Source organism: Diaphorobacter ruginosibacter (assembly GCF_014395975.1).
Lineage (GTDB): Bacteria > Pseudomonadota > Gammaproteobacteria > Burkholderiales > Burkholderiaceae_C > Diaphorobacter_A > Diaphorobacter_A ruginosibacter.
On sequence record NZ_CP060714.1, the window covers coordinates 2,425,380 to 2,450,253 of the forward strand.

Below are 24,874 nucleotides of genomic sequence, written 5' to 3' on the forward strand. Positions count from 1 at the left end.
CCCTGCGAAAGTCCGTTTGGCGAAAGGGACGACGTCCGGCCGCCCTACAATGACCGCCGTTTTTCCACTTTTGACAGGTTGCCTCGTGCCTTTCTCGCCAGCCATTTTCAAAGCCTACGATATTCGCGGCATCGTTCCGAGCACACTGAATGAAGACGTGGCCCGCAACCTGGGCCGTGCCTTCGGTATGGCGGCCCGTGCCAAGGGGCAGAGCGTGGTGGCGGTGGGCCGCGATGGCCGCCTGTCCGGGCCGGCGCTTTCCGCGGCTCTCATGGCGGGGCTCGTGGAGGTGGGCATCGAGGTGATCGACGTCGGCATGGTCACCACCCCGATACTGTATTTCGCGGCGTCGACCCTGTGCCAGAGCGGCATCCAGGTCACGGGCAGCCACAATCCCAAGGACTACAACGGCTTCAAGATGGTGCTGGCAGGCAAGGCCATCTATGGCGAGGAAATCCAGGACCTGCGCCGCACGATGGAAGAGCAGCGCTGGACCGCCGCGCCCGGTGGCAGCATCCGCTCTGCCGACGTGCTGGCCGACTACACCACCCGCATCGTGGGCGACGTCAAGCTGGCAAGGCCGATGAAGATCGTCGTCGATTCGGGCAACGGCATTGCGGGCGCGTCCGCCCCTGGCATCTTCCGCGCACTGGGCTGCGAGGTGATCGAGTTGTTCTCCGAGGTGGACGGCGACTTCCCGAACCACCACCCCGATCCGAGCAAGCCCGACAACCTGAAGGACGTGATTGCTGCCCTGCAGAACAGCGACGCGGAACTCGGCCTGGCCTTCGATGGCGACGGCGACCGCCTGGGCATCGTCACCAAGGATGGCCAGAACATCTTCCCCGACCGCCAGATGATGCTGTTCGCTCAGGATGTGCTCTCGCGCGTGCCCGGAGCGCCCATTCTTTTCGACGTGAAGTGCACGCAGCGCCTTGCACCCGCCATCGAGGCGGCGGGCGGCCGTGCCGTGATGTACAAGACCGGCCATTCGCTGATCAAGGCCCGCATGAAGGAGCTGGATGCTCCGCTGGGTGGCGAGATGAGCGGCCACATCTTCTTCAAGGAGCGCTGGTTCGGTTTCGACGACGGCACCTATGCCGGCTGCCGCCTGCTGGAGATCCTGAGCAGGAGCAGCGACCCGAGCGCCGTGCTCAATGCGCTGCCCACCAGCTTTTCCACCCCGGAGCTCAACGTCAGCTGCGAGGAGGGTGAGCCACACCGCCTGACCGCCGAGCTGCAGGCGCTGGCGCAGGAGACGTTCCCGGCGCCCGCGCAGATCAGCACCATCGACGGCCTGCGCGTGGACTGGGCCGACGGTTTCGGCCTGATCCGCGCAAGCAACACCACGCCTGTGCTCGTGCTGCGTTTCGAGGGCCATACGCAGGAAGCCATGCACCGCATCGAGTCGGCCATGCTGGCACTGCTTGAGCGCGTGAAGCCGGGCGCACGGATCGGCGGCGCGGCGCATTGATGACTCACGCGGCGGCGAGAACCAGTGCCATGCAGCGACCCAGGTCGCCATGTGCCGGGATCGGCCTTAGCGGGATGAACACGTGCTAGGTCTTTATTCACTGGCCATCCAGCTTGCGACGCCGCTTCTGCACCGCAAGCTGAAGCGGCGCGCCCAGTCCGAACCGGGCTACGCGCAGGCCGTACCCGAGCGGTTCGGCTTCTACGAAGGTGCCGCGCCCGTGCGTACGCCCGATGCCCCGCCGCTGGTCTGGATCCATGCGGTATCGCTGGGGGAGACGCGGGCCGCGGCCATTCTGCTCAAGGAGCTGCGCGAGTTGCTGCCCGGCATGCGGCTGCTGCTCACCAACGGCACGGCCACCGGGCGCGCCGAGGGCAGCAAGCTGGTGCGCGAAGGCGACGTGCAGGTCTGGCAGCCATGGGATTCTCCGCAGGCCGTGCGCCGCTTCCTGACCCACTTCAGGCCCGACGTGGGGGTGCTGATGGAAACCGAGATCTGGCCGAACCTCGTCGCCGGATGCAAGGCGCACCACATCCCGCTGGTACTCGCCAACGCGCGCATGAATGAAAAATCATGGCGTGGCGCCAGGCGCTGGTCATGGCTGGCGCGGCCGGCCTACCAGGCCCTCTCTGCCGTATGGGCCCAGACCGATGTCGATGCAGAGCGCCTGTCCGACGTGGGGGCTCCCGTGCGCGGCGTACTGGGCAATCTCAAGTTCGACAGCGTTCCCGACGCCGGGCTGCTCGCGCGCGGCAGGGCATGGCGTTCGGGGGCAGGGCGGCCCGTGGTGCTGTTCGCCAGCAGCCGCGAGGGCGAAGAAGCCGCCTGGCTTGCCTCCTGGATCGCTCAGCGCGATGCGAGCCGGGCCCGGGACTGCGAAGTGCAGTGGCTTCTGGTGCCGCGCCATCCGCAACGCTTCGATGAGGTGATCGCGTTGTGCACGGCGGCGGGCCTGAGCGTATCGCGGCGCAGCCAGTGGCAGGAGCATCCGCAGCCGGCCGACATATGGCTTGGCGATTCGATGGGCGAGATGGCCCAGTACTACGGCATGGCACATGCGGCCCTGCTGGGCGGCAGTTTCGAGCCGCTGGGCGGACAGAATCTGATCGAGGCGCTGTCCTGCGATTGCCCGGTCGTCATGGGGCCCCATACCTTCAATTTCGCGGAGGCTGCCGATCTCGCCGCAGACGCGGGCGTAGCCCTGCGCGTGGCCGACATGCAGGAAGGCGTGGAAGAGGCCGTGCGCCTTGTGAACGACCCCGAACGCCAGGCGGATCTCGCTTCGCGATGCCACGCATTCACGGCGGCGCATCGCGGCGCGGCCCTGTCCACGGCGCTGGCCGTGGTGCAGCAATTGCGCTCGGCCGCCATGCCCCACCACGAGGCCTGAGAGACCCGTGGCCACGGCCACTGCATTGCATTGGCGCGCGCGGCTCCATGCGCAGGTATCCTCGGGCATCATCTGTCACTATGACGCAACTCAAGCCGCGCTGCGTTTTGCATCGTTGGCCTGGGGCAAGTGACAGACAATCGACGGCATCTTCCTGAATCGTCAAGCCCATCTCAATAGCCCGGAAGGGGTGTGGGCCGACAGCCATTGGTGATCATCGACATGTTGGACAAACACTATCTGACGCCCCTGTTCGCCCCCACCTCGGTCGTGGTGCTGGCGGGGCCCCACGACAAACCCGAATCGCTTTCGCCCCTTGCGCGCCATGTCCAGGAAGCGCTCAGGGCTCAGAAATTCACGGGCAGCCTCTCGTTCATGGACATCCATACGAGCGGCACGCTGGCCGACCTGGCCCAGGCTCGGGCGGACCTGGCGGTGATCGCCTTGCCCGCCGACGAGGTCGCTGCGGCCATGGAAGTGGCGGGACGCATGAACTGCCGGGCGGCGGTGGTGGTGTCGACCGGCATGAGCGCACAGCAGGCCTCCGACCTCCGGCGCATCGCCAAGCGCGAAGGCATGTTCCTGCTGGGCCCCAATTCCCTGGGCATCCAGCGGCCCTCGCTGCAGTTCAATGCCAGCGCAGTCGGCCCGCTCGCCAGCGAAGGTTCGCTCGGGCTGATCTGCCAGTCGGGCGCACTCACGGCGTCGATCCTGGACTGGGCGCGCAGCAATGCGGTGGGATTCTCCAGCGTGGTCACGCTCGGGGCGCACACCGACCTCGGCATTGCCGCAGTGCTCGACTTTCTCGCGCATGATCCCCGCACACAGAGCATCGTGGTCTACATGGAGGGCATTCAGAACGCGCGCCGCTTCATGAGCGCGCTGCGCTCCGCGGCCAACGCCAAGCCGGTCATCGTGCTCAAGGCCGGCCGCAAGCCGGCGGGCAATGCGGCGGCGCTCACGCACAGCGGTGCCATCGTCGGCAGCGACGAGGTGTTCGATGCGGCGTTGCGGCGCGCAGGGGCAGTGCGCGTGCGAACCTTCGTCGAGCTGTTCTCGGCGGCCAAGTGCCTCGCCTCGCGCTACCGTGCGGTGGGCCAGCGGCTGGCCGTCATCACCAATGGCGGCGGGCCCGGCGTGCTGGCGGCGGACTGGATCAACGAGCGCGGGCTTGAGCTGGGCCACCTGTCGGCGGAGACGGTGGCGTCCCTTGCCCCGCAACTGCCCCCGCTCGCAACGCTGAGCGAGCTGATCGACCTGTCCGAGGAGGCGGGACCCGAACACTACCGCCTCGCGCTCGAAGCGGCCAACAAGGACAAGCAGATCGACGGCGTGCTCGCGATCTTCTCGCCCAAGCCCGGGCGCGATGCCACGGCGGTCGCGCAGGCACTGTCGGACGCCAAGCGCGGCATGAACAAGCCGCTGCTCACCAGCTGGCTGGGCGATACGCTGGTGCTGCCAGCCCGCCAGACGCTGCGCAAGGCGCAGATTCCCAGCTTCCGCACACCAGAGGCCGCCGTCGGTGCCTTCAACAACATCTCCACCTTCTATCGAAACCAGCAACTGCTGCAACAGACACCGCCATCGCTGAGCGCACTGGCCAAGCCGGACATCGAGGGGGCACGCCTCGTCATCGAGAGCGTGCTGGCCGAGCGCCGCCATGTGCTCACCGAAATGGAGTCCAAGTCGCTGCTCGCGGCCTTCCATATCCCCGTCACGCGCACGCTGCAGGCGCGCAGCGCGCATGAGGCGATGATGATCGCCACGCAGCTCGGATACCCGGTGGCGCTCAAGATCGATTCGCCCGACATCAGCCACAAGTCCGACGTTGGCGGCGTGGCGCTCAACGTGCACACCGGCACGGCGGTGCGCGATGCCTACGCCGACATGGTTCAGCGCGTTGGCCATCAGCAGCCTGGAGCCCGCATCAACGGCGTGACGGTGCAGAACATGGCGCGCAGCAGGCGCGGAAGGGAGATCTGCATCGGCATGGTGAGCGACGAGTATTTCGGCCCGGTCGTCACCTTCGGCGCAGGAGGAACCATGGTCGAGCTCATGGACGATGGCTCGATGGAGCTGCCGCCGCTCAACCAGTTCCTGGCTCGGCGGCTGATCGAGCGATCGCGCGTTGCCGAGACGCTGGGGGAGTGGCGCGGTGCCAGTCCGGTGAACTTCGAGGCGCTCGAGCAGGTGCTGCTGCGCGTGTCCGAAATGGCATGCGCCTTGCCGCAACTGCGCGAGATGGACATCAACCCGCTGATCGTCGATGCAAGTGGCGTGGTGGCGGTGGACGCGCGCATCGTGGTGGGCGAGGCTGCGCACGGAGCGACCGGATCCATCGTCGTGGGTTCCGGCGGTGTCGACTCCAGCTATGCCCACCTGGCCATCATGCCGTACCCCGCGCGCTACGAGCAGGTCTGGCCGATGCGCGGCGGTGGCGAATACCATGTGCGGCCCATCCGCCCCGACGATGCGCAGATGCTGCAGAAACTGGTGCGGGAACTGTCGCCCGAAAGCCGATATTTCCGCTTCGTGTCGCAACTGGCCGAACTGCCCACGTCCATGCTCGCACGCTTCACGCTGATCGACTACGACCGTGAAATGGCCCTGGTGGCCGTACACCGCGACAGCATGGTCGATGAACACGGCGACACGCACGAGACCGAGCGCATCATCGGAGTCTCACGCTATGTGACCAACCCCGACCAGTCGAGCTGCGAATTCGCGCTGCTGGTGGCGGATGATTTTGCGGGGCGTGGTCTGGGTTCGCGCCTGATGTTCGCGATCATGGAGGTCGCGCGCGACCGTGGCCTGGTCGAGATCCAGGGACTGGTGCTGGCCAACAACCCCAACATGCTCAAGCTGATGCGCCGTCTCGGCTTCGAGGTCAAGGCCTTTCCGGACGACCCCGAGTTCCGCCTGGTGGTGCATCAGCTCTGAGATCGTCAGCGCGTTCCAGGGTACCTGCCAGGCTTGCCTTACCTGGCAAGCAGTCCATCGACCTTGGCAATGTCCTCGTCGCCCAGGATGCCGGCCGTCTGGCGCAGTCGCAGCTCACCCATCAGCACGTCATAGCGTGCCTTGGCGAGCTGGCGCTGGGTCTGGTAGAGCTGGCTTTGCGCATTGAGGATGTCGATGTTCACGCGCACGCCCACCTGGTAGCCGAGCAGGTTGGCATCGAGCGCGCTCTGGCTTGAAACGACGGCGGCTTCGAGCGCCTTCACCTGGCTCATGCCGGACTGCACCCCCAGAAATGCGGTCCGCGCTCCTTGAGCCACGGTACGGCGCGCATTGTCCAGATCGGCCTGAGCCTTGTCTTCGAGGGACAGCGTCTCTTTGACCCGGTTCTGCACCGCAAAGCCCGCGAAGATCGGCACGTTCAACGCCACGCCCACGCTGGCGCTGGTCGCGCGCGAATGCACGAACGGCTGGGACACCATGCCGTTGGGATTGCGCTGGATGCCGTAGCTGGCCTGCAGGTCGACGGTGGGAAGATGGCCTGTTTCGGCCTTGCGGGTCTCCAGGCGCGCTACATCAAGCGCGATCTGGGCTTGCCTGACCGCAGGCTGCGTATTCTCTGCGGTGTCGACCCATTGATTGATGTCCATGGGCTCGACCACGGGCAGTTGCACCGGCTGGGCAAGAGGCCGCGGGGTAATACCCTGGCGCCCCACGATCTGGTCGAGTGCCAGTTTCTTCACCTGCAGTTCGTTGCTTGCAGCAATTTCCTGCGCATCCGCAAGATCGTGCCGGGCCTGCGCCTCGCGCGAATCGGTGATGGTGGCATTGCCCAGCTCAAAGTTGCTCCTGGCCGCGGCGAACTGTTCGGCGATGGCCTTTTTCTGGGCCTGCACCACGTTCAGGGCATCCTGCGCCGCCAGCACATCGAAATAGGCCTGGCTCACGCGGATCAGCAAGTCCTGGTCGGCCGCATCGAGCTGGGCCTGCGCGATCTCGACTCCGCGCTTGCCCTGCTCGAAGGTAATCCGGTTGGCGGGGCGGTACAGCGGCTGGCTCGCCACCAGCGCAGCCTGCTGTGTCGGTGCATGCAGGTCGAAGTTCTGTGCGAGCGGGGTCGGGGTCTTCACCCGATACTCGGTTCGACCGTAGGTCACTCCCGCCTGGGCCGCCACGCTGGGCAGGAGTCCGGCGCGCGCCTGCTCGCCGCGGCTGACCGTGGCGTCATACTGAGCCCGAGCGGATTGCCAGGGCGCGTCGAAGCCACGAGCCTGCTCCACGAGCTCCAGCAGACTCTGTGCATGCGCCGGGCCCAGCGCGCCCAGGCCCATGAGCCCCGTCAGCGCGAGGCTCCGTGCGAGTGTTCTCAGTGATGGCTTCATGATGTCCTTCAGGAAAAATGGCACGAGAAAATGCATGCGGCAGGCCTTTATGGCGCTGCAGCCGATGATCGATCTGTCTGGCTGACGAATCCCTGGGCGGGTTGCCTGTCAATAGCGGGGAACGGCCGGGTCCAGCTCCGCGGACCAGGCGTCGATACCGCCGGTGATGTTGGCAACGTTCTCGAATCCCTGGTGCTCCAGGAAACCCGCCACGCGCAGGCTGCGCATGCCGTGGTGGCACAGGCAGGCCACGGGGCGCGTGGGATCGAGTTCTGCAAGGCGGGCGGGAATCTCGCCCATGGGAATGGTGACCAGCTCGAACCGGGCCGGCGCGACGCTTGCGGTCTGCAGCTCCCACGTCTCGCGCACGTCCAGCACCAGCGGTCGGGCGCCTTCGGGCGCCGCGGCTATCCATTCGGCAAGCTGGGTGGGGCGGATGTGGGCAATCATGCGTTTTCCTGAAGGAGGTTGAAGCTTTTCGCGATCAGAACTTGAAAGGCGAGGGTTCCGCGAAGTTCACGAGGCGCGGAATGATGATGTCCCACGGCTGCGTGGTCTCGAAGCCGCTGCCCTTGCGGGTGACGATCGTGGCACGCATCATGGGCTCCTGGCCCACGACGGCAATGAGACGACCGCCTTCGGTGAGTAGAGGCAGCAGGCCCTGAGGTACCTCGGCAACCGAGCCGCTCAGGATGATCACGTCGAACGGACCATCGGCGGACAGGTCACGCGAGCCGTCGCCCATGCGTACTTCCACATTGGTGATACCGGCTTCGCGCAGGTTGTCCTTGGCGAAATCGACCAGTTCGGCGTTGATCTCGATGGACAGGACCTGTGCGGCGCTGCGGCCGAGCAGGGCGGCCATGTAGCCGGAGCCCGTGCCGATCTCGAGCACGCGGTCTGTCGGCATGACCTTGGCGTCCTGCAGCATGCGCGCCTCGACGCGCGGGGGCAGCATGACCTGGCCCGTGCGCTCCGCCTCTTCGACCGAGGCATTCAGGGGAATCTCGATATCCATGAACGCCATGGAACGATAGGGCGCCGGCGCGAACTCTTCGCGGCGCACCTGGGTGAGCAGGTCGAGCACGTCCTCATCGAGCAGGCGCCAGGGGCGGATCTGCTGCTCGATCATGTTGAAGCGAGCCTGTTCCACGAGATTGGTGGTGTCGGCGGACGTGTTCAAGGGCATGTTCATGGGGTACTCCGAAATGCGGACTGTGGATTCAGACAAACCTCTGATTTTAGGCCGCTCGGGGGCGCAAGCCCACCAATAGGTTATCCGCGTGCATCTTCAGGTACTTCTGCGGGTCGAAATTGTCGGGATTGACGATGCAGATCGCCTTGGACGATTGCATCAGGTCCAACTGCATGAGGGGGGCCTGGACCAGGTAGATGGCGTACTCGAGATCGATGTCGCGGAACTCGCCCGAGGCCATGCCGCGTTTGAGTATCTGGCGGATCAGGTCCTGCGCGGGCAACACCACCTCGTTGCGGTAGAAGAGGGCGATCTCGGGAAAATTGTTGGCCTCGGACACCATCAGCTTGCCCAGGCCGTTCACCTTGGTCGAGCCGATGCGCTCCCACCAGGCGAAGAAGGCATATTCGATCATCTCGCTGCAGTTACCCGCGAAATGGGTCAGCGTCTCCTGCCACTCGCTGAAGCGTCCCGAGATGTTCTCGCGCACGACGGCCTTGAACAACTCTTCCTTGCTGGGAAAATAGAGGAACAGCGTACCCTTGGAGACTCCGGCCCGCGCCGCCACTTCCTCGACGCGCGTTGCCGCATAGCCTTTCTCGACAAACAGATCGAGCGCCGCCTCCAGCAATTCGCCCGGGCGCGCTTCCTTGCGGCGACCGCGCTTGGCAGGTGGAGAGGATGGAGACTCGGGCATTGAAGTTGCGGTTGTTAATGACTGACTGGTTAGTAATATAACAACCCCATACCGCCCCGTCAAATGCCACGGCCGGATAATGGGACAACCATGCAGATCAGAAAGGCGCGACGAACATGAGCAAGCAAGAAACCATCACCCTGGGCGGAGGCTGTTTCTGGTGCACCGAGGCCGTGTTCGATCGTGTTCGCGGCGTGGTCGATGTGGAGAGCGGCTATGCCAACGGCCACGTGGATCACCCGAGTTACCAGGCCGTGTGCGATGGCGACACAGGCCATGCCGAAGTCCTCAAGGTGGACTTCGACCCGGAGGTGATCAGCCTGCGCCAGATTCTGGAGATCTTCTTCGCCACGCACGACCCGACCACGCTCAATCGCCAGGGCAACGATGTGGGCACGCAGTACCGCAGCGCGATCTACTACGGCAATGAGCAGCAGAAGCAGGTGATCGACGACCTGCTGCGCGAGATCGGCCAGGACAAGCTGTTCGGCTCGCCAGTGGTGACCGAAGTGGAGCCTCTCAGGAGCTACTGGCCCGCCGAGGCATATCACCAGGACTACTACCAGCAGCATCCCGAGCAGGGCTACTGCGCATTCGTGGTGGGTCCCAAGGTCGAGAAGTTTCGCAAGACTTTTGCATCGCTGCTGAAACCCGGCGCCTGATTTCCGCGCTATGCTCTGGGCGCGCGTCCCGGTTGGCGGACGCAGCGCCCATTGTTCCTCGTTCGCACCTCTTTCCTCCTGATGGACTCTACGCTCCTGTCGCTCAGGCAACGACTGCTCGCGTGCTGGCTGATGCTGGCACTCGTGCTGTCGCCTGCGCTCGGCCTGGTTCACCAGGTGGTGCACACGCCCGGCCTCGCGCCGCACGTGGTGCAGCCCGCGGGCGGGGACATTGCCCAGCCCGCGACCAAGCAGGCGCTGGATGCCATTCATGCGCTGTTTGCGGGCCACAGCAAGGCCGAGTGCGTACTGCTCGACCAGATGGCCCTCGGCCATGCGCTGCTGGCGAAGGCCCTGCCATTGCTGCAGGTGGTACCTGCAGCGGTTCCCGTTGCATTGATCGCCTCCGAATGGGGAGCGCAGCATGCCTCTCCATTCCAGGCACGCGGGCCGCCCCGCCTCTTATCCGAGGCTGCAGCGCATTGAGACGCGCTGCCACGCCGACTTGCCCGGCCCGGCCGGATCATTTGCGCGGATGAGTTGCCGGCGGTAGTGGAACACCGCCCCGGCATGCCGCGCATACCCCCGTTTCCCTGACAGCAGAACTGCGCCCCGCACGGCGGACGGCGCGGGCCTGTCAGCACACTTTTCGTTTTCACATGATTCCCTATGTCACATCGGGCGGCGCAGGCGTGCGCCTTCGCCCACTTTCCGCCGCCATCGTCCTGCTCTTTGCGGGCGCGCATGCGCATGCCGCGGATGCCCAGGAGCAGTCGCTTTCAGAAGTCACCGTGTCGTCCAGCGGCCTTGCACTCGGCGTATCCGAGATGACGACCCCGGTCAGCGTGATGGACGGCGACACGCTGGTGCGCCGCCGCGAGGCCACGCTGGGCGAAACACTCGAGGGCGAACCCGGCATCACCAGCACGCACTTCGGTGCCGGTGCCAGTCGCCCGGTGATCCGCGGCATGGATGGCCCGCGCGTCAAGGTGCTTTCGGACGGATCCGAAATCCAGGACGCGTCCACCGTCAGCCCTGACCATGCCGTCACATCGGAGCCTTTGCTGGCTTCGCAGATCGAGGTGCTGCGCGGACCATCGGCATTGCTCTATGGTGCAGGCGCCATCGGCGGGGTGGTGAATGTCCTGGACAGCCGCGTTCCCACCGCCATTCCGCAGAAGGGCTATGAAGGTGCCGCGGAAGCGCGCATCGGCAGCGGTGCCGACGAGAAGGCAGGAGCGATTTCCCTCACCGGTGGCAGCGGCAACATTGCCATGCATGTGGAAGCCGCGGGCCGCGATGCCAACGACTACGGCGTCGGCAACGGATGGAGCGGCGGCTCGCGGGTTCCGGGCAGCTTCAATCGCACCACTGGCGGCAGTGTCGGCCTGTCATGGATCGGCTCGCGGGGCTATCTGGGATTTGCCGTCACGCAGCAGAACGCGCGCTACGGGCTGCCGGGCCACAACCACGACATCGAAGGCTGCCATCCCCATGGCGATCACCTGCACTGCGGCGGTCACGACGGGCATGACCATGACGAACACGGACATGACCACGAAGGCGAGGCCTCGGGGGACGTGCCGGTGGTCGACATGCGAAGCAACCGGCTTGACGTGCGCGGCGAATTGCTCAACCCGTTTGCGGGCTTTTCCGTGCTTCGGCTGCGGGCGGGCCTGACCGACTATCGCCACGACGAGATCGAGGACGGAGCCGTCGGCACCACATTCAAGAACAAGGCCTACGACCTGCGCGTCGAGGCGCAGCACGAGCCCATCGCAGGCCTCAAGGGCCTGATCGGCGTGCAGAACTCGCGCCGCCGGTTCAGCGCCATCGGAGAAGAGGCCTACGTACAGCCCACGGTCACCGAGCGCACGGGCCTGTTCCTGCTGGAGGAATACCGCACAGGCGATTGGCGCTGGGAGGGAGCGCTGCGCCAGGACTGGCAGACCACCACGGCTCAGGAGAGCGGCGTGCGGCGCAGCCACAACGGTACATCGCTCTCGCTGGGTACCTCCTGGCGCTTCCAGCCAGGGTATGCGGCGGGCCTGACGCTCACCCGCGCAAGCCGCGCCCCCACGGCCGAAGAGCTCTATGCGCGCGGCCTGCACATGGCCACGGCCACCTACGAACTGGGCAATGTAGACCTGCGCAACGAGGTGTCGAACAACATCGATCTGTCCCTGCGCCGGACGGCAGGCAACACCACGTTCGACGTGACGGCCTATCGCAACCGCATCAAGGGCTATATCTATGGCCGCACGCTGGATGCGCTGGATGGCGTGCAGTTGCTGCAGTACAGCCAGCGTGATGCCACGTTCACCGGCCTGGAGGCCAAGCTCCGGCAGAAGCTGGGCAACACGCTGAGCGCCACGGTCTACGGCGACGTGGTGCGCGCCCGTCTCGCCAGCGGCGAGAACCTGCCGCGCATGGCGCCGGCACGCCTGGGGGTGCGGCTTGATGCGCGCTGGCAGGCGTGGGACGCGAACGTGGAGTGGGTGCAGGTGGCAGCGCAGAACAGGATCACCGAGTTCGAGACCCGCACGCCAGGCTATGGCATGCTGCATCTGGGCGTCGCCTACAACGGCGGAAAGGGCACGCCGCACGAGTGGCAGGTCTACCTGAAGGCGCGCAACCTGACCGACAAGCTGGCCTACTCCGCGACTTCGTTCATCAAGGACGCGGCTCCGCTCATGGGGCGCAACATCGTTGTCGGAATGCGGGTCGCGTTCTAAAGGCTATCGGTAACGGGCTGGCATGAAAGCCCGCGCGCTTTCGTGCGACAAGCTTGAGATGCCATGAGCGCGCTGCTACCATGCGCGCTCATGGCCTGTCTCGCCTCCATCTCCATCGCTGCGGTTCTGCCACCGAGTCTGTGCGGAGGCTCCGTCGCGCCCATCGCCCGCGAGATCTGGCCATACGAACCAGTCGCACATTTCCCCGCCCGGCGATAGGCATCCATCCTTTCTTTTCATCACGCAGAAACTCTTGCATCGCCGGGCTCACGAACAGCTCTGCGTTGCGGTGTGCCTCTGCCGCGTGGACTCCCCCACGCCCGGAAGGTACCCGCGTCAATCCCCAAGTGAGGAATGGCATGGATCACACAATGGAGTTCACCAAGCAGTTCCTGCGCGCCAAGAATCCGTGCGCCATGGGCTACCGCTGGTTTGTTCGGAATCTGGATGACGGCGTCGGTTACCAGAAGGCGCTCGACACCCTGGTCGAGGCAGGCCGCATCGAGGATGCGCTCTGGCTGGTACGGGCCTTCGGCCCGACCAACGACGTGCTGCACCTCGACAGCCTGGAGGCCGAAGCCGTGGTCTTCGCAGGCACGATCGAGGTGCGCGCCGGCATCGACGTGGACGGTGTGATCCACGCGGGGCGCTCGATCCGTTGCGGCGCAGGCATCCGCGCTGGCGGCTCGATCACCACAGGCGAGGACATCCGCGCGGGCGGCAGCATCCAGTGTGGCGAACACCTGCACGTGGGCGGAAGCCTGCGAACCGACTGGGGCGTCGATGTCGCCAGGTCGCTTGTCTGCGGCGGCGATCTGCGCGTGGCATGGGACCTGGCAGTGAAGGACACCATCGAGGTGCGCGGCGGCGCCGTCGTCGGCCAGGACTTGCTGGCGGGCTTTTCCGTGCAATGCGACAAGAACTTGCGCGTGGGAGGCCATCTGCAGGGCGCTGACTTCGTGCGCGCAGGGCAGGGCATCCATGTCGGGGGCACGATCGACGGGGTCACGCACATCGAGGCCGGCTGGGGCATCCGCGCGGGTCAGTTCATCCATGTGAGTGGCGCGATCAAGGCGGGCGAGAGCCTGTCATCCGGAGAGGACATCCGTGCGGGCAGCGGCTACGGAGTGTTCGCGGGCCTCAACGTGCAGGAGCAGTCGTGGGACGTCTGCGGGCAGGTCTGGGCCGAGCAACCGCCCGAGGGCCTTCGCAGCGGCTTCTTCTCGGGGCCAAGCCCTTTCGACAGCGTGGCGGCAAGGTAATCGGCGCGGAGCCCTGAAGACTGCCGGAGAAATCTCTAGAATTCCCGGCTTGCTACCCGCGCAGCGTCCCTGCGCCGATTCCCATGCTCGCCTCCCTCATCCCCGTTCTTCTTTGCATCGCCCTTGGCTGGTTCGTCGCAAAGATCGGGTGGGTGCGCGATGCGGCCATCAAGGACCTGAGCAACCTGGTGTTCCTGGTGCTGACCCCCGCGCTGCTGTTCCGCACCATGGGGCAGGTGCGGCTGCAGGACCTCGATTTCCGGCCCGTTGTTCTGTATTTCTCGGCCGTCGCCATTCTTTTCGTTGGCACGATGCTGGTGCGCGGCTTCTCCAAGCGCGCGGCTGCGGAGGCGCTCGCCTGCGTGTTCAGCAACACGGTGATGATCGGCGTGCCCATCATCCAGTTCGTCTTCGGTGACGATGCGCTCATCGTGCTGTTCACGCTGGTGTCACTGCACTCGCTGATCCTATTGACCTCGGCCACGCTGATCTTCGAGCTCGCCGATGCGCGCGAGGCGCAGTCGGGCGGCTCCACTCCCGCCGCACCGCTCTGGATGACGCTCGCCCAGGCGGCGCGCAAGAGCATCATCCATCCTGTGCCGCTCCCCATTCTTGCCGGGCTGATCTTTGCCCAGACGGGCCTTCAGCTGCCGTCGGGCCTCGACAAGGGACTGCAGATGGTGGGCAACGCACTGAGCCCGATGGCGCTGCTGCTGGTCGGCATCTCGCTGGCCTACACGCACATCGGGCGCAACATGCGCACGGCGCTGTCGATCGCCATGGTGAAAAACCTGGTGATGCCGGGACTGGTGCTGCTGATCGCGCCGCTGCTGGGCGTGTCGGGCCTGCCGCTGGCCGTGATGTTCGTGATCGCCGCCATGCCCGTGGGAGCCAACGTCTTCTACTTCACGCAGCGCTATGGCGTGATGCAGCAGGAGGTCTCGGCCAGCATCGCGGCGTCCACGCTGATCGCACTTGCGACCTTGCCGCTTGCAATCTGGATTGCACACCACCTGTGACGTGCAACCCTGGCGTGGCTTGTGGTCAGGGGTCAGGGGGCCAGGCGCTCGCGCAGCCATTCGCCGCCATCAAGGCGGTAGCTCAGGCGATCATGAAGGCGGCTTTTGCGGCCCTGCCAGAATTCCCAGCGGTCGGGCACCAGCCTGAAGCCACCCCAATGTGGTGGGCGAGGAGGGTTCAGCATGAACTTGGCGCCATACCGGGCCGCATTGGCCACCAGCACGCTGCGGCCGGCGATCACCTGGCTTTGGGGACTGGCCCACGCGCCGATGCGTGAATCCAGCGGCCGGCTGTTGAAGTAGGCGTCGCTTTCTTCGGCGCTGACCTTCTCCACGCGGCCCTCGATGCGCACCACGCGCTCGAGCTCGACCCAATGGAACTGCAGTGCCGCGAACGGGTTGCCAGCGATCTGCTGGCCCTTGCGGCTGTCGTAGTTGGTGAACCAGACAATGCCACGCTCGTCGTACCCCTTGATCAGCACGATACGCGTGCTGGGGCGCATATCGCCGCCCACGGTGGCAACGGTCATCGCATTGGGCTCGGGCACCTGGCTCGCAATAGCCTCGTTCAGCCACTGGTCGAACTGCTGGAGTGGATCGCCGTGCGATGCGTCCTCGCTGAGCTCCGCGCGCTCGTAGCTCTTGCGCAGATCGGCGATATGAGAGGAGAGGGGAGTGGTCATGCGGCTATTGTGCCTCGCCTGCCGCTCCCCAGACGCGAAAGTGGCTCCGGGATTGCAGTGGTCCCGGCTCCTCGCGAAGGACTTACTTGATGACCGCGCAGGCCAGGCGCGCACCGGCATTGCCCGTGGGCTGGGTCTTGTAGTCGTCGGGATCCGCGTGGACGATCAGGCCACGGCCAACGACATTGTTTGCCGCGCCCTGAGCAAGGCTGATGCCCTTGAGTTCGGTGTTGAAGCGCGCCACGCCATTGGCATCCGCGCGCAGGCTGGGCAGGTCGCCTCCATGGTGCGCATCCGCATCGAACTTCCCATGGGCGGATCCCGTGGGATTGAAGTGACCGCCTGCGCTCATGCCATCGCCGCTTGAGCAGTCGCCTTTTTCATGGATATGGAAGCCATGCTCCGAGTTCGGCTTGAGGCCCGAGATCTCACCCGTCACCAGCAGGGTGTTGTCGGCGGTCTGCATGAAGCGCACGGTGCCCTTGGCGTTATTGCCGCGCGTTGCCTGCAGCTCGGCCGATGCCTGAGGCTTGGTCGGAGAGACCGACGAGCATGCCGCAAGGCTTGCCACGGCAGCGGCGGCGAGAAGGGTAAGACTGATTCGCATGGACATGATGGAAACACCTCTTGTTAGAAGAAGGGAAGCACAGTGACAGTGCGCGCGCTCGCAGCCCCGAGCAGCGGCTGTATGAGGCATCAGCTTCCCTTGTGGGGAAGGCTCAGCAACCGCGCGAGCGCGCGATCCTCGATGCCCATCTGCAGCAACTGCTCGTGCGTTGCGCGTGCATAGTCGAACGTGGTGCCGAACTTGCCGCTGGCCTCGCTGAAGATGCGGCGGTATTCATCGTCGCACAACAGGCCCGTGTGGCTCGGGCTTTTCCTTGACAGCGTGAAGGCCAGCGACTTGACGGGCCCCTCGCTCGTATGGCATTCAAGCCAGCGCGGGTCGTACACGCCCAGTGTCATCTCGCGCAGCCACAGCGCGCGCATGACATCTTCGCCGCGCGACCTCTCCACTCGGAAGATCACGCCGCGGCAGCTGCCGCCCGACAGCATGCCGAAGACCAGGCCCGGACATTCGGGGGTCCCACGGTTCACGCGGCTCCACATCTTGAGCGCGCGGTGCCAGCCGAAGACCTTGGCATCCCTGCGCTCCACGAAGTCGAAGTCAGGTCGCCATATCAGCGAACCGTAGCCAAATACCCACAAATCATCCTTGCCACCCCATTCTTGCAAGGCTGTTTCAAGCATCGGTGCGGGATCACGAACAGGAACGGCAGTCAACGACATGGCAAGCAAACTACAATCGACGGGTTTTGTCCTTCCAACATATCACGAATCAATCATCAACGGAGTCCAACTCATGTCCTTCAACAGTTCCGACGACGACAGCCAGCAGCGCTTTGCCCTGGGTTTTCTCTTTGCCTTGATCGCCCTGGTGGTTTCGACCGTCGTCGGCGTGGTGGTCTACAAGCGCGGCATTGCCCACGCTCCTGCTGCCAAGCCGGTGGCAGCGAAGACCGTCGAGCTGACCGCCGTCAGCGCGTCCGGCAATGTGATTGCCGAGGATGCCGCTTCCGTGGTCGTGATGGACAACGGCGTGGTCAAGTTCTACTTCGCCTCCGGCAAGGCAGAGGTCGCTCCGGGCGCCAACACCGCGCTGGTCGAAGTGATCAAGGGCGTGGTTGAGGGCGGCAAGAAGGCCGAAGTCTCGGGCTACCACGACGCCACGGGTGATCTGGCCAAGAACCAGGAATTGGCCAAGCTGCGTGCCATGGCCGTTGCCGACGCGCTCAAGTCCCTGGGTGTGGCCGAAGACAAGATCAGCCTGAAGAAGCCCGAGCAATCGCAGGCATCCGGCACCAATGCCGAGGCACGCCGCGTGGAAGTCACGCTGGTTCCCTGAAGCTGCAGGTTTCCTTCCTCTGAAAAGCCCGATTCGTCGGGCTTTTTTCATTGCCGGGCCGCCTCTCTGGCAGGCTCAGGTGCTCTGCCGCACCACGAGTTCGTAGCCCAGTTCCACGGCATGCGAGCGCGGCATCTGCCCGCGCATCAGCTCCAGCAGCATCTTCGCCGCGGCCTCGCCCACTTGCCGGCGCGGCGTGCGCACGGTGGTGAGGGGCGGCACCATCTGGTCGCTTCCCGCAAGGTCGTTGAAACCTGCCATCGCAACGCGCCCGGGCACGGAGATGCCCAGCCTGTTGGCGGCCAGCAACCCACCTTGCGCCAGGTCGTCGTTGCAGAAGAAGACGGCATCGACGTCGGGGTGCTGGGCAAGCACATCCTGGAACAGCCTGCCCCCAACGCCATGGAGGAGGGCTCGGGGCTCAGGAGTTCCAGGCGCGGGTCGTAGAGGCCGGCCTGCCGCAGCGCCTGGCGGTAGCCTTCGGCACGCTGCATCACGCGCGGATCCAGCTGGGCGGCGGCGAATGCAATGCGGCGATAGCCCCGCTCCAGCATGTGCTGTGTGATGGCGGCTCCGGCATCGGCCTGTGAAAAGCCCACGCAGCCGACCTGGGGTGCCTTGCTGATCTCCATCATGTGCACACAGGGCACGCCGCTGCGCGCGATCAGCTGCCGAGCGGCCTCGCTGCGATCGAACCCGGTCACCAGCAGGCCTGCCGGACGCATCGGGAGATAGGTGCGCAGCAGCAACTCCTCTTCGGCAGTGTCGTAGTGGGTCACGCCAATCAGCGGCTGGAAACCCAGGGGGAAAAGGGAGCGGTGGATGGCTTCGAGCACGTCCACGAAAAGATTGTTCGACAGCAGCGGCACGAGCACCAGCACCTGTGTGCTGCGCTGGGAGGCGAGGGCGCGTGCTGCGGGATCGGGCACATAGTTCAGCTCTTCGACGGCCTTGCGAACACGCTCGATGAGCTCCGGCGCCACGCTGCGCTCCCCGCGCAGCGCTCGGGAGACGGTGATCGGGCTGACCTCGGCTGCCCGGGCCACATCGGCCAGCGTGACGCGACCGCTGGCGCGCCGGCTTCTTTTCTGGGCATCTATCAAGGGTAACTCCTTAGCGGATTCCTGATGATTGTGGCTTAGGATAGCGCTATCCGAAAGCTTTTTGTCTAATTTATTTCTAGTGTGCTGAATGTAGCCAACGTCATCACCACAGCTTTGTGAGCCAGTTGCTCCGTCGCAGGGTGATCACATGCCTCCGCATTCACGCACTTTTGTTTTATCTATGCAGGATAGCGCTATCCAATACCAAAGCACTCCGGCCATCGTCGTGATGGGCGTGTCGGGGTGCGGAAAATCCAGCGTTGCGCAGGCTTGTGCCACCGCGCTTGGCTGGCGCCTGCTCGAAGGCGATGCCTACCATCCGGCAAGCAATATCGAGAAGATGTCGGCCGGCATTCCGCTGACCGACGAAGACCGGGCAGGATGGCTCGACCGCCTGGCCGACCTGCTGGCACCGCAGCCCGTGACAGCCGGCGAGGGCGGGCCGGCCGGTGTCGTGCTCACCTGTTCGGCGCTGCGTCGCAAATACCGCGACCGGCTGCGGGCCGCCAATACCCGGATGGGATTCGCGTTTCTCGACCTGTCCTACGAAGACGCACTGCAGCGCGTGCAGTCGCGCCCGGGCCACTTCTTTTCGCCCACGCTGGTAGCCACCCAGTTCTCGACGCTGGAGCGCCCGATTGACGAGGCCGACGTGCTCGCGTTGAATGCCATGCTGCCCATTGCAACCCTGCAGTCGCAGGTGGTCGCCTGGGCCGGGCAGCAGGGGTGGATTGGCGCAGCAGCCGATCCCGCCGCCTCCATCTCATCGAAGGATTCGCACCCATGAACACTTCCGCAAACCCTGAAAGCAAAGGCGCAGAGGCGTCCCGGCGCAAGCCCCTGGTCCAGCGCATGGCCGAACACTTCATGGTGCTGGCCCTGGCTGGCATGGTGATCGCGGTGTTCGTGAACGTGGTCCTGCGCTACGTGTTCGCAACCAGCATCGTCTCGTACGAGGAGGTCTCGCGCCTGCTGTTCGTCTGGCTCGTGGCGGTGGGTGCGATCGTCACCGCATTCGAGGGCAAGCACCTCGGCTTCGACATGGTCACGTCGCGCCTCAAGGGCGCACCGAAGAAAGTGCTGTTCTGGATCAGCCAGCTTCTCGTGGCGGGCTGCATGGTCCTGCTGCTGATCGGTTCCTGGGAACAGGTGAAGGCAGGCCTGGACAGCTACAGCACGGTGCTGGGCTACCCCCTCGCGCTGGGGGCCGCGGCCACGCTGGTGCTGGCCGTGGGGTTGCTGGTCTGCGTCGTGGTCGACATGCTGCGCGGCGAGCCGCCGGCGACGGACGGCGCAGAAGTCGAATGATGCCCTGACGCTCACAAAGGAACCGACAACATGATCGTCACCTTCATCTTCCTGGCCGTGCTGATCGGCGGCATGGTCATCGGCATGCCCATTGCGCATGCGCTGATCCTCACCGGTGTCGCACTGATGTGGCACCTGGACTTCTTTGACTCCCAGCTGCTCGCTCAGAACCTGCAGGCGGGGTTCGACAACTTCCCGCTGCTGGCGGTGCCATTCTTCATTCTGGCAGGCGAGCTGATGAACGCGGGCGGACTGTCGCGCCGCATCATCGACCTGGCGCGCGCCTTCGTCGGCCATATCCGTGGCGGCCTCGGTTTCGTGGCCATTGGCGCGGCCGTGCTGCTGGCGTCGATGAGCGGCTCCGCGATTGCCGACACCGCCGCTCTGGCCACCATTCTGCTGCCCATGATGCGCGAGCAGAAATACCCGCCCGGCTATAGCGCGGGCCTGCTCGCCTCCGGCGGCATCATTGCGCCGATCATCCCGCCGTCCATGCCGTTCGTGATCTACGGCGTGACCACCAACACCTCCATCAGCAAGCTGTTCCTCTCGGGCGTGGTGCCCGGGCTGATGATGGGCGTGTTCCTGATCGCCGCCTGGTGGTGGATCGCCCGCAAGAACCATCTTCCCGCCATGCCGCGCGTGCCATGGGGCCAGCGCATGAAGGCGCTGGTGGAGAGCTTCTGGGCCATGATGATGCCCGTGATCATCCTGGGCGGCCTGAAGGGCGGCATCTTCACGCCAACCGAGGCGGCCGTGGTGGCCGCCGTGTATGCGCTCTTCGTGTCGATGTTCGTCTACCGCCAGCTCACCTGGGCGCGGTTGTACGACGTGTTCCTGGCCGCCGGCAAGACCACGGCCGTGGTGATGTTCCTGTGCGGCGCGGCCACCGTGACGGCCTACATGATCACCCTGGCCGACCTGCCCAACATGCTGGCCGACAGCTTCGCCGGCGTGATGAGCAACCCCGTATGGTTCATGGCGCTCATGATGGTCTTCCTGCTGGTCGTCGGCACCGCAATGGACCTGACGCCCACGATCCTGATCTTCGGCCCCGTGTGTGCACCGCTCGCGGTGAAGGCGGGCATCGACCCGGTCTACTTCGGCTTCATGTTCATCTACGTGGGCTGTATCGGCCTCATCACGCCGCCCGTGGGCACGGTGCAGAACGTGGTTGCCGGCGTGGGCCGCATCCGCATGGAGACCGTGATCATGGGCACCACGCCATTCCTCGTGATGTATGTGCTGCTCCTGATCCTGTTCATCGTGTTCCCGCAGATCGTGACCGCGCCCCTGGCGTGGATGCATTGACGCCGTTTCGTTTCCTGTCCTTTCTTCATTACCCCCACGCCTGTCGGCTTTCCCCATTTTTTCGAAAGAGGAGAACTCCTATGCGAATCAAATTCACCCTGTGCGCCCTGGCCGTTGCCGCTGTCGCCTCCACCACGGCCGGCCTTGCGCAGGCACAGGACTTCAAGCCACGCATCGTGCGCTTCGGCTTCGGCCTGGTCGATGACTCCAACCAGGGCCGTGCCGTGCGCATGTTCGCCAAGGAAGTCGAGAAGGCAACCGGCGGCAAGATGAAGGTGCGCGCCATCGGCAATGCATCGCTGGGCTCCGACACGCAGATGCAGCAGGCACTGATCGGCGGCGCACAGGAGATGATGGTGGGTTCGACCGCCACGCTGGTGGGGCTGGTGCCGGAAATGGGCATCTGGGACACGCCGTTCCTGTTCTCTTCCGCCAAGGAAGCGGACACCGTGCTCGACGGCGCCGAGGGCGACAAGGTCAAGGCCAAGCTCGAGGCCAAGGGCATGGTCGGCCTGGTGTACTGGGAAAACGGTTTCCGCAACCTCACCAACAGCAAGCGCCCGGTCACCAAGGTGGAAGACCTGAACGACGTGAAGCTGCGCGTCATGCAGAACAACGTGTTCCTCGACAGCTTCAAGGCCCTTGGCGCCAATGCCGTGCCGCTGCCGTTCTCCGAGCTGTTCACAGCCCTCGAGACCCGTGCGGTCGACGGCCAGGAGAACCCGTACAACACGGTGCTGTCGAGCAAGTTCTACGAGGTGCAGAAGTACCTTACCGTCACCAACCACGTCTACAGCCCCTGGATCGTCACCGTCAGCAAGAAGTGGTGGGACCAGCTCACGCCGGCCGAAAAGAAGGTGCTGCAGGATGCGGCGGTGAAGAGCCGCGACTTCGAGCGCCAGGACACGCGCGAGGAAGCCGCCAAGGCCCTGGCTGACCTCAAGGCCAAGGGCATGCAGGTGAACGAGCTGGCTCCGGCCGAAGTGACGCGCATGCGCGACAAGCTGACCAGCGTGAACGCCAATATCGCCAAGTCGGTCGGCCAATCGACCTGGGATGACGTGAACGCGGCTGTGCAGAAGGCACGCGCGGCCAAGTAATATCAGCCAGTCGACTCCCTGAGCAACGAAACGAAAAGCCTGCCTGTCCAATGCAGGCTTTTCGTCGTCTGGCGTGGCATCGCGCAGTACGATGACCATTGGCTTCCCCCATAACCGCCGTGGGCCCCCACGGCCGATCAGCATGTCAGTTCACCCCACGATCGAATCAGTCACCGCGCGCATACGCGAGCGCAGCGCACCGACCCGCAAGGCCTATCTGGAACAGGTCGATTTCCACGCCCGCCGCGACCGCGGCGCCGACCGCCTGGGCTGCGCCAATGTGGCCCACGCATTTGCGGCCATGCCGGGCAACGACAAATTGCGCGTCGTGGCCGAGCGGGCACCCAACATCGGCATCGTCACCGCCTACAACGATATGTTGTCGGCGCACGCACCTCTGCAGCACTATCCCGACCTGATCAAGGCCGAGGCGCGATTGCATGGGGCGACGGCACAGGTGGCGGGCGGCGTGCCCGCGATGTGCGACGGCGTCACCCAGGGCACACCGGGCATGGAGTTGTCGCTGTTCTCGCGCGACGTGATCGCCATGGGCACGGCGGTGGCGCTGTCGCACGACGTCTTCGACGCGGCGCTGATGCTGGGCGTGTGCGACAAGATCGTGCCGGGCCTGCTGATCGGGGCGCTGCAGTTCGGCCACCTGCCGACCGTGTTCGTACCGGCCGGGCCGATGACCTCCGGGCTCTCGAACAATGCCAAGGCCAAGGTGCGCGAACAGGCGGCCCAGGGCCTGGTCGGCCGCGACACCTTGCTCAACGCGGAAATGCATGCCTATCACGCCGAAGGGACATGCACTTTCTACGGCACCGCCAACAGCAACCAGATGCTGCTCGAGGCCATGGGCCTGCATGTGCCGGGAACCGCATTCATCAACCCCGGCAACGAGATGCGCGCCGAGCTCACCCGCGAAGCGGCGCGCACGGTGCTGCAGAAGACCTGCACGCCCATTGGCAGGCTGGTGGACGAGCGCTGCATCGTCAACGCCATGGTGGCGCTGCTGGCGACCGGTGGGTCCACCAATCACCTGATTCACTGGGTGGCCGTGGCACGCGCCGCAGGCATCGTGATCGATTGGGACGATTTCTCTGCGCTCTCGGCGGTGGTGCCGTTGATTGCGCGCGTCTACCCGAATGGCAGCGCCGACGTGAACCAGTTCCAGGCGGCAGGCGGCCCGGGCTACGTGATTCGCGAGCTGCTCGACGCGGGCTTCATGCACGAGGACGTGCTCTCGGTGCGCAGCGGCGGCATCCGCGAGTACACACGGGTTCCGGACGAGCGGGAAGGGCGGCTGCACTGGTTTGACCTCGGCATGACGGGCGACGACTCGGTGCTGCGCCCGGCCAGCGATCCATTCCAGCCCACCGGGGGCCTCATGCTGCTCAAGGGCAACCTCGGGCGCAGCGTGATCAAGGTCTCGGCGGTGCCCGAGGACCGCCACGTCATCGAGGCCCCGGCGAGGGTGTTCACCTCCCAGGCCGACCTGCAGAAGGCATTCCAGGCGGGCGAGCTCGATCGCGACGTGGTCTGCGTGGTGCGCTGGCAGGGCCCCAAGGCCAACGGCATGCCCGAGCTGCACAAGCTCACGCCACCGCTGGCCGTGCTGCAGAACAAGGGGTTCCGCGTCGCGCTGGTCACCGATGGCCGCATGAGCGGTGCCTCCGGCAAGGTCCCGGCGGCGATCCATGTGAGCCCGGAAGCACTCGATGGCGGACCGATCGCCAAGGTGCAGGACGGCGATATGATTCGCCTTGATGCGGTGGCCGGCACGCTGGATGTGCTGGTGTCCGCCGAACAATGGCAAGGCCGCGCGACCGCAGCCGCCCCCGAAGCCGAGCTGGCCGCCAATGGCCACGGCTGGGGACGCGAGCTGTTCGCAGGCTTTCGCCGCAATGCGCTGAGCGCAGAAGAAGGTGCTTGTTCATGGCTCTAGAACTGACGGCGCTCGACGTGATGTCGGACGCGCCCGTAATCCCCGTCATCGTGCTCGATGACATCAACGATGCCGTGCCGATGGCCAAGGCGCTCGTCGCGGGCGGCATCCGCATGCTCGAGGTGACGCTGCGCACGCCCCAGGCTCTCGCCTGCATCGAGGCGATTGCGCGCGAGGTACCCGAAGCGGTGGCCGGCGCCGGAACGATCCGCAGCGCGGCCGATGCCAAGGCCGCTGTCGATGCCGGTGCACGTTTTGCGGTGAGCCCGGGCTTCACCGACGCGGTGGCCCAGGCCTGCCAGGACGTGAAGCTCCCGCTGCTGCCAGGCGTTGCCACCGGCAGCGAGGTGATGATGGCCCATGAAGCCGGGTTCCGTCAGATGAAGTTCTTCCCGGCCCTGCAGGCTGGCGGCATCCCCATGCTCAAGGCGTGGCAGGGACCTTTCTTCGATGTTCAGTTCTGCCCGACGGGTGGCGTCTCCCCCAGCAACGCCGCGGATTTTCTGGCGCTCAAGAACGTGGTCTGCGTGGGCGGCTCTTGGCTGGTACCGGCCGAGGCCGTAGCGCAGAAGAACTGGGCGCTGATCACGCAACTGGCGCGCGATACGGCCGCGCTCAGGAAATCGGTGGCCTGACGAGGCGATCCGAATCCGGCCGCTCCGAAATGACGAACGGCGATTCCCGATGGTTCGGGAATCGCCGTTTCTTATTTCCGTTGCTTCATGGGCTGGCGGCGTCAGC

22 protein-coding genes and 1 pseudogene are annotated in these 24,874 nt (G+C 65.3%); 15 read left to right on the plus strand and 8 right to left on the minus strand.

The annotated features are described in order from the left end of the window. Positions 1-49 precede the first annotated feature (49 nt). From H9K76_RS10940 to H9K76_RS10950, 3 genes are all read left to right on the plus strand, one after another. Positions 50-1,474: a phosphomannomutase/phosphoglucomutase gene (locus tag H9K76_RS10940; protein WP_425489692.1), complete on the plus strand. Its 1,425-nt coding sequence runs from the start codon at positions 50-52 to the stop codon at positions 1,472-1,474. 82 nt (positions 1,475-1,556) lie between these two features. Next, a complete protein-coding gene (locus H9K76_RS10945; RefSeq protein WP_246475463.1) occupies positions 1,557-2,864 on the plus strand; it encodes a 3-deoxy-D-manno-octulosonic acid transferase in 1,308 nt (435 codons plus the stop codon). Positions 2,865-3,086: 222 nt separating this feature from the next. Then, positions 3,087-5,804 (plus strand): bifunctional acetate--CoA ligase family protein/GNAT family N-acetyltransferase, encoded by a 2,718-nt coding sequence (locus H9K76_RS10950; protein ID WP_187600260.1) that lies wholly within the window; start codon positions 3,087-3,089, stop codon positions 5,802-5,804. A gap of 38 nt (positions 5,805-5,842) precedes the next feature. Here H9K76_RS10950 and H9K76_RS10955 read toward each other — a convergent pair whose 3' ends face one another. The 4 genes from H9K76_RS10955 to H9K76_RS10970 form a co-directional block, all read right to left on the minus strand. Beyond that, a complete protein-coding gene (locus H9K76_RS10955; RefSeq protein ID WP_187600261.1) occupies positions 5,843-7,204 on the minus strand; it encodes a TolC family outer membrane protein in 1,362 nt (453 codons plus the stop codon). A 108-nt stretch (positions 7,205-7,312) separates the two neighbouring features. Next, entirely contained in the window at positions 7,313-7,654 is a 342-nt protein-coding gene (locus tag H9K76_RS10960; protein ID WP_187600262.1) for a rhodanese-like domain-containing protein, read from the minus strand. 34 nt (positions 7,655-7,688) lie between these two features. Then, complete coding sequence (locus tag H9K76_RS10965) at positions 7,689-8,399, minus strand: protein-L-isoaspartate O-methyltransferase family protein (protein WP_187600263.1); 711 nt, start codon at positions 8,397-8,399, stop codon at positions 7,689-7,691. A 46-nt stretch (positions 8,400-8,445) separates the two neighbouring features. After that, entirely contained in the window at positions 8,446-9,096 is a 651-nt protein-coding gene (locus H9K76_RS10970; protein ID WP_187600264.1) for a TetR/AcrR family transcriptional regulator, read from the minus strand. A 116-nt stretch (positions 9,097-9,212) separates the two neighbouring features. Between H9K76_RS10970 and msrA the strand changes: the two genes are divergently transcribed. From msrA to H9K76_RS10995, 5 genes are all read left to right on the plus strand, one after another. After that, entirely contained in the window at positions 9,213-9,758 is a 546-nt protein-coding gene (msrA, locus tag H9K76_RS10975; RefSeq protein WP_187600265.1) for a peptide-methionine (S)-S-oxide reductase MsrA, read from the plus strand. A gap of 81 nt (positions 9,759-9,839) precedes the next feature. Next, the gene (locus H9K76_RS10980) at positions 9,840-10,244 is read left to right on the plus strand and encodes a hypothetical protein (RefSeq protein ID WP_187600266.1); all 405 of its coding nucleotides are present in this window, start codon (positions 9,840-9,842) and stop codon (positions 10,242-10,244) included. A 173-nt stretch (positions 10,245-10,417) separates the two neighbouring features. Continuing rightward, positions 10,418-12,493, plus strand: coding sequence for a TonB-dependent receptor domain-containing protein (locus H9K76_RS10985; protein WP_187600267.1), 2,076 nt, complete (start codon positions 10,418-10,420; stop codon positions 12,491-12,493). A gap of 359 nt (positions 12,494-12,852) precedes the next feature. Then, a complete protein-coding gene (locus H9K76_RS10990; protein WP_246475464.1) occupies positions 12,853-13,755 on the plus strand; it encodes a hypothetical protein in 903 nt (300 codons plus the stop codon). A gap of 83 nt (positions 13,756-13,838) precedes the next feature. Beyond that, positions 13,839-14,774, plus strand: coding sequence for an AEC family transporter (locus H9K76_RS10995; protein ID WP_187600268.1), 936 nt, complete (start codon positions 13,839-13,841; stop codon positions 14,772-14,774). A gap of 32 nt (positions 14,775-14,806) precedes the next feature. On the opposite strand, the gene pdxH is transcribed toward H9K76_RS10995, so the two are convergent. From pdxH to H9K76_RS11010, 3 genes are all read right to left on the minus strand, one after another. Beyond that, complete coding sequence (gene pdxH / locus H9K76_RS11000) at positions 14,807-15,457, minus strand: pyridoxamine 5'-phosphate oxidase (RefSeq protein ID WP_187600269.1); 651 nt, start codon at positions 15,455-15,457, stop codon at positions 14,807-14,809. An 82-nt stretch (positions 15,458-15,539) separates the two neighbouring features. Continuing rightward, positions 15,540-16,070 carry a superoxide dismutase family protein gene (locus H9K76_RS11005; protein ID WP_187600270.1) on the minus strand — a complete coding sequence of 177 codons (531 nt, stop codon included), beginning with the start codon at positions 16,068-16,070 and terminating at the stop codon, positions 15,540-15,542. Between the two features lie 83 nt (positions 16,071-16,153). After that, positions 16,154-16,747 carry a gamma-glutamylcyclotransferase gene (locus H9K76_RS11010; RefSeq protein WP_187600271.1) on the minus strand — a complete coding sequence of 198 codons (594 nt, stop codon included), beginning with the start codon at positions 16,745-16,747 and terminating at the stop codon, positions 16,154-16,156. A 73-nt stretch (positions 16,748-16,820) separates the two neighbouring features. Between H9K76_RS11010 and H9K76_RS11015 the strand changes: the two genes are divergently transcribed. After that, positions 16,821-17,363 carry an OmpA family protein gene (locus H9K76_RS11015; protein ID WP_187600272.1) on the plus strand — a complete coding sequence of 181 codons (543 nt, stop codon included), beginning with the start codon at positions 16,821-16,823 and terminating at the stop codon, positions 17,361-17,363. 75 nt (positions 17,364-17,438) lie between these two features. On the opposite strand, the pseudogene gntR reads toward H9K76_RS11015, so the two are convergent. After that, positions 17,439-18,466: pseudogene (gene gntR / locus H9K76_RS11020) on the minus strand (HTH-type transcriptional regulator GntR). 181 nt (positions 18,467-18,647) lie between these two features. On the opposite strand from gntR, the gene H9K76_RS11025 reads away from it, so the two are divergent. The 6 genes from H9K76_RS11025 (at position 18,648) to eda (ending at position 24,768) form a co-directional block, all read left to right on the plus strand. After that, a complete protein-coding gene (locus tag H9K76_RS11025) occupies positions 18,648-19,253 on the plus strand; it encodes a gluconokinase (protein WP_246475465.1) in 606 nt (201 codons plus the stop codon). Further along, on the plus strand, positions 19,250-19,774 hold the full coding sequence (locus H9K76_RS11030; protein WP_187600273.1) for a TRAP transporter small permease: 525 nt from the start codon (positions 19,250-19,252) through the stop codon (positions 19,772-19,774). The genes H9K76_RS11025 and H9K76_RS11030 overlap by 4 nt, the downstream gene beginning before the upstream one ends. A gap of 30 nt (positions 19,775-19,804) precedes the next feature. Next, positions 19,805-21,085, plus strand: coding sequence for a TRAP transporter large permease (locus H9K76_RS11035; protein ID WP_187600274.1), 1,281 nt, complete (start codon positions 19,805-19,807; stop codon positions 21,083-21,085). Positions 21,086-21,165: 80 nt separating this feature from the next. Next, positions 21,166-22,185 (plus strand): TRAP transporter substrate-binding protein, encoded by a 1,020-nt coding sequence (locus tag H9K76_RS11040; RefSeq protein ID WP_187600275.1) that lies wholly within the window; start codon positions 21,166-21,168, stop codon positions 22,183-22,185. 142 nt (positions 22,186-22,327) lie between these two features. Beyond that, positions 22,328-24,133: a phosphogluconate dehydratase gene (gene edd / locus H9K76_RS11045; protein ID WP_187600276.1), complete on the plus strand. Its 1,806-nt coding sequence runs from the start codon at positions 22,328-22,330 to the stop codon at positions 24,131-24,133. Further along, the gene (gene eda, locus H9K76_RS11050) at positions 24,124-24,768 is read left to right on the plus strand and encodes a bifunctional 4-hydroxy-2-oxoglutarate aldolase/2-dehydro-3-deoxy-phosphogluconate aldolase (RefSeq protein WP_187600277.1); all 645 of its coding nucleotides are present in this window, start codon (positions 24,124-24,126) and stop codon (positions 24,766-24,768) included. The genes edd and eda overlap by 10 nt, the downstream gene beginning before the upstream one ends. Positions 24,769-24,874 lie beyond the last annotated feature (106 nt).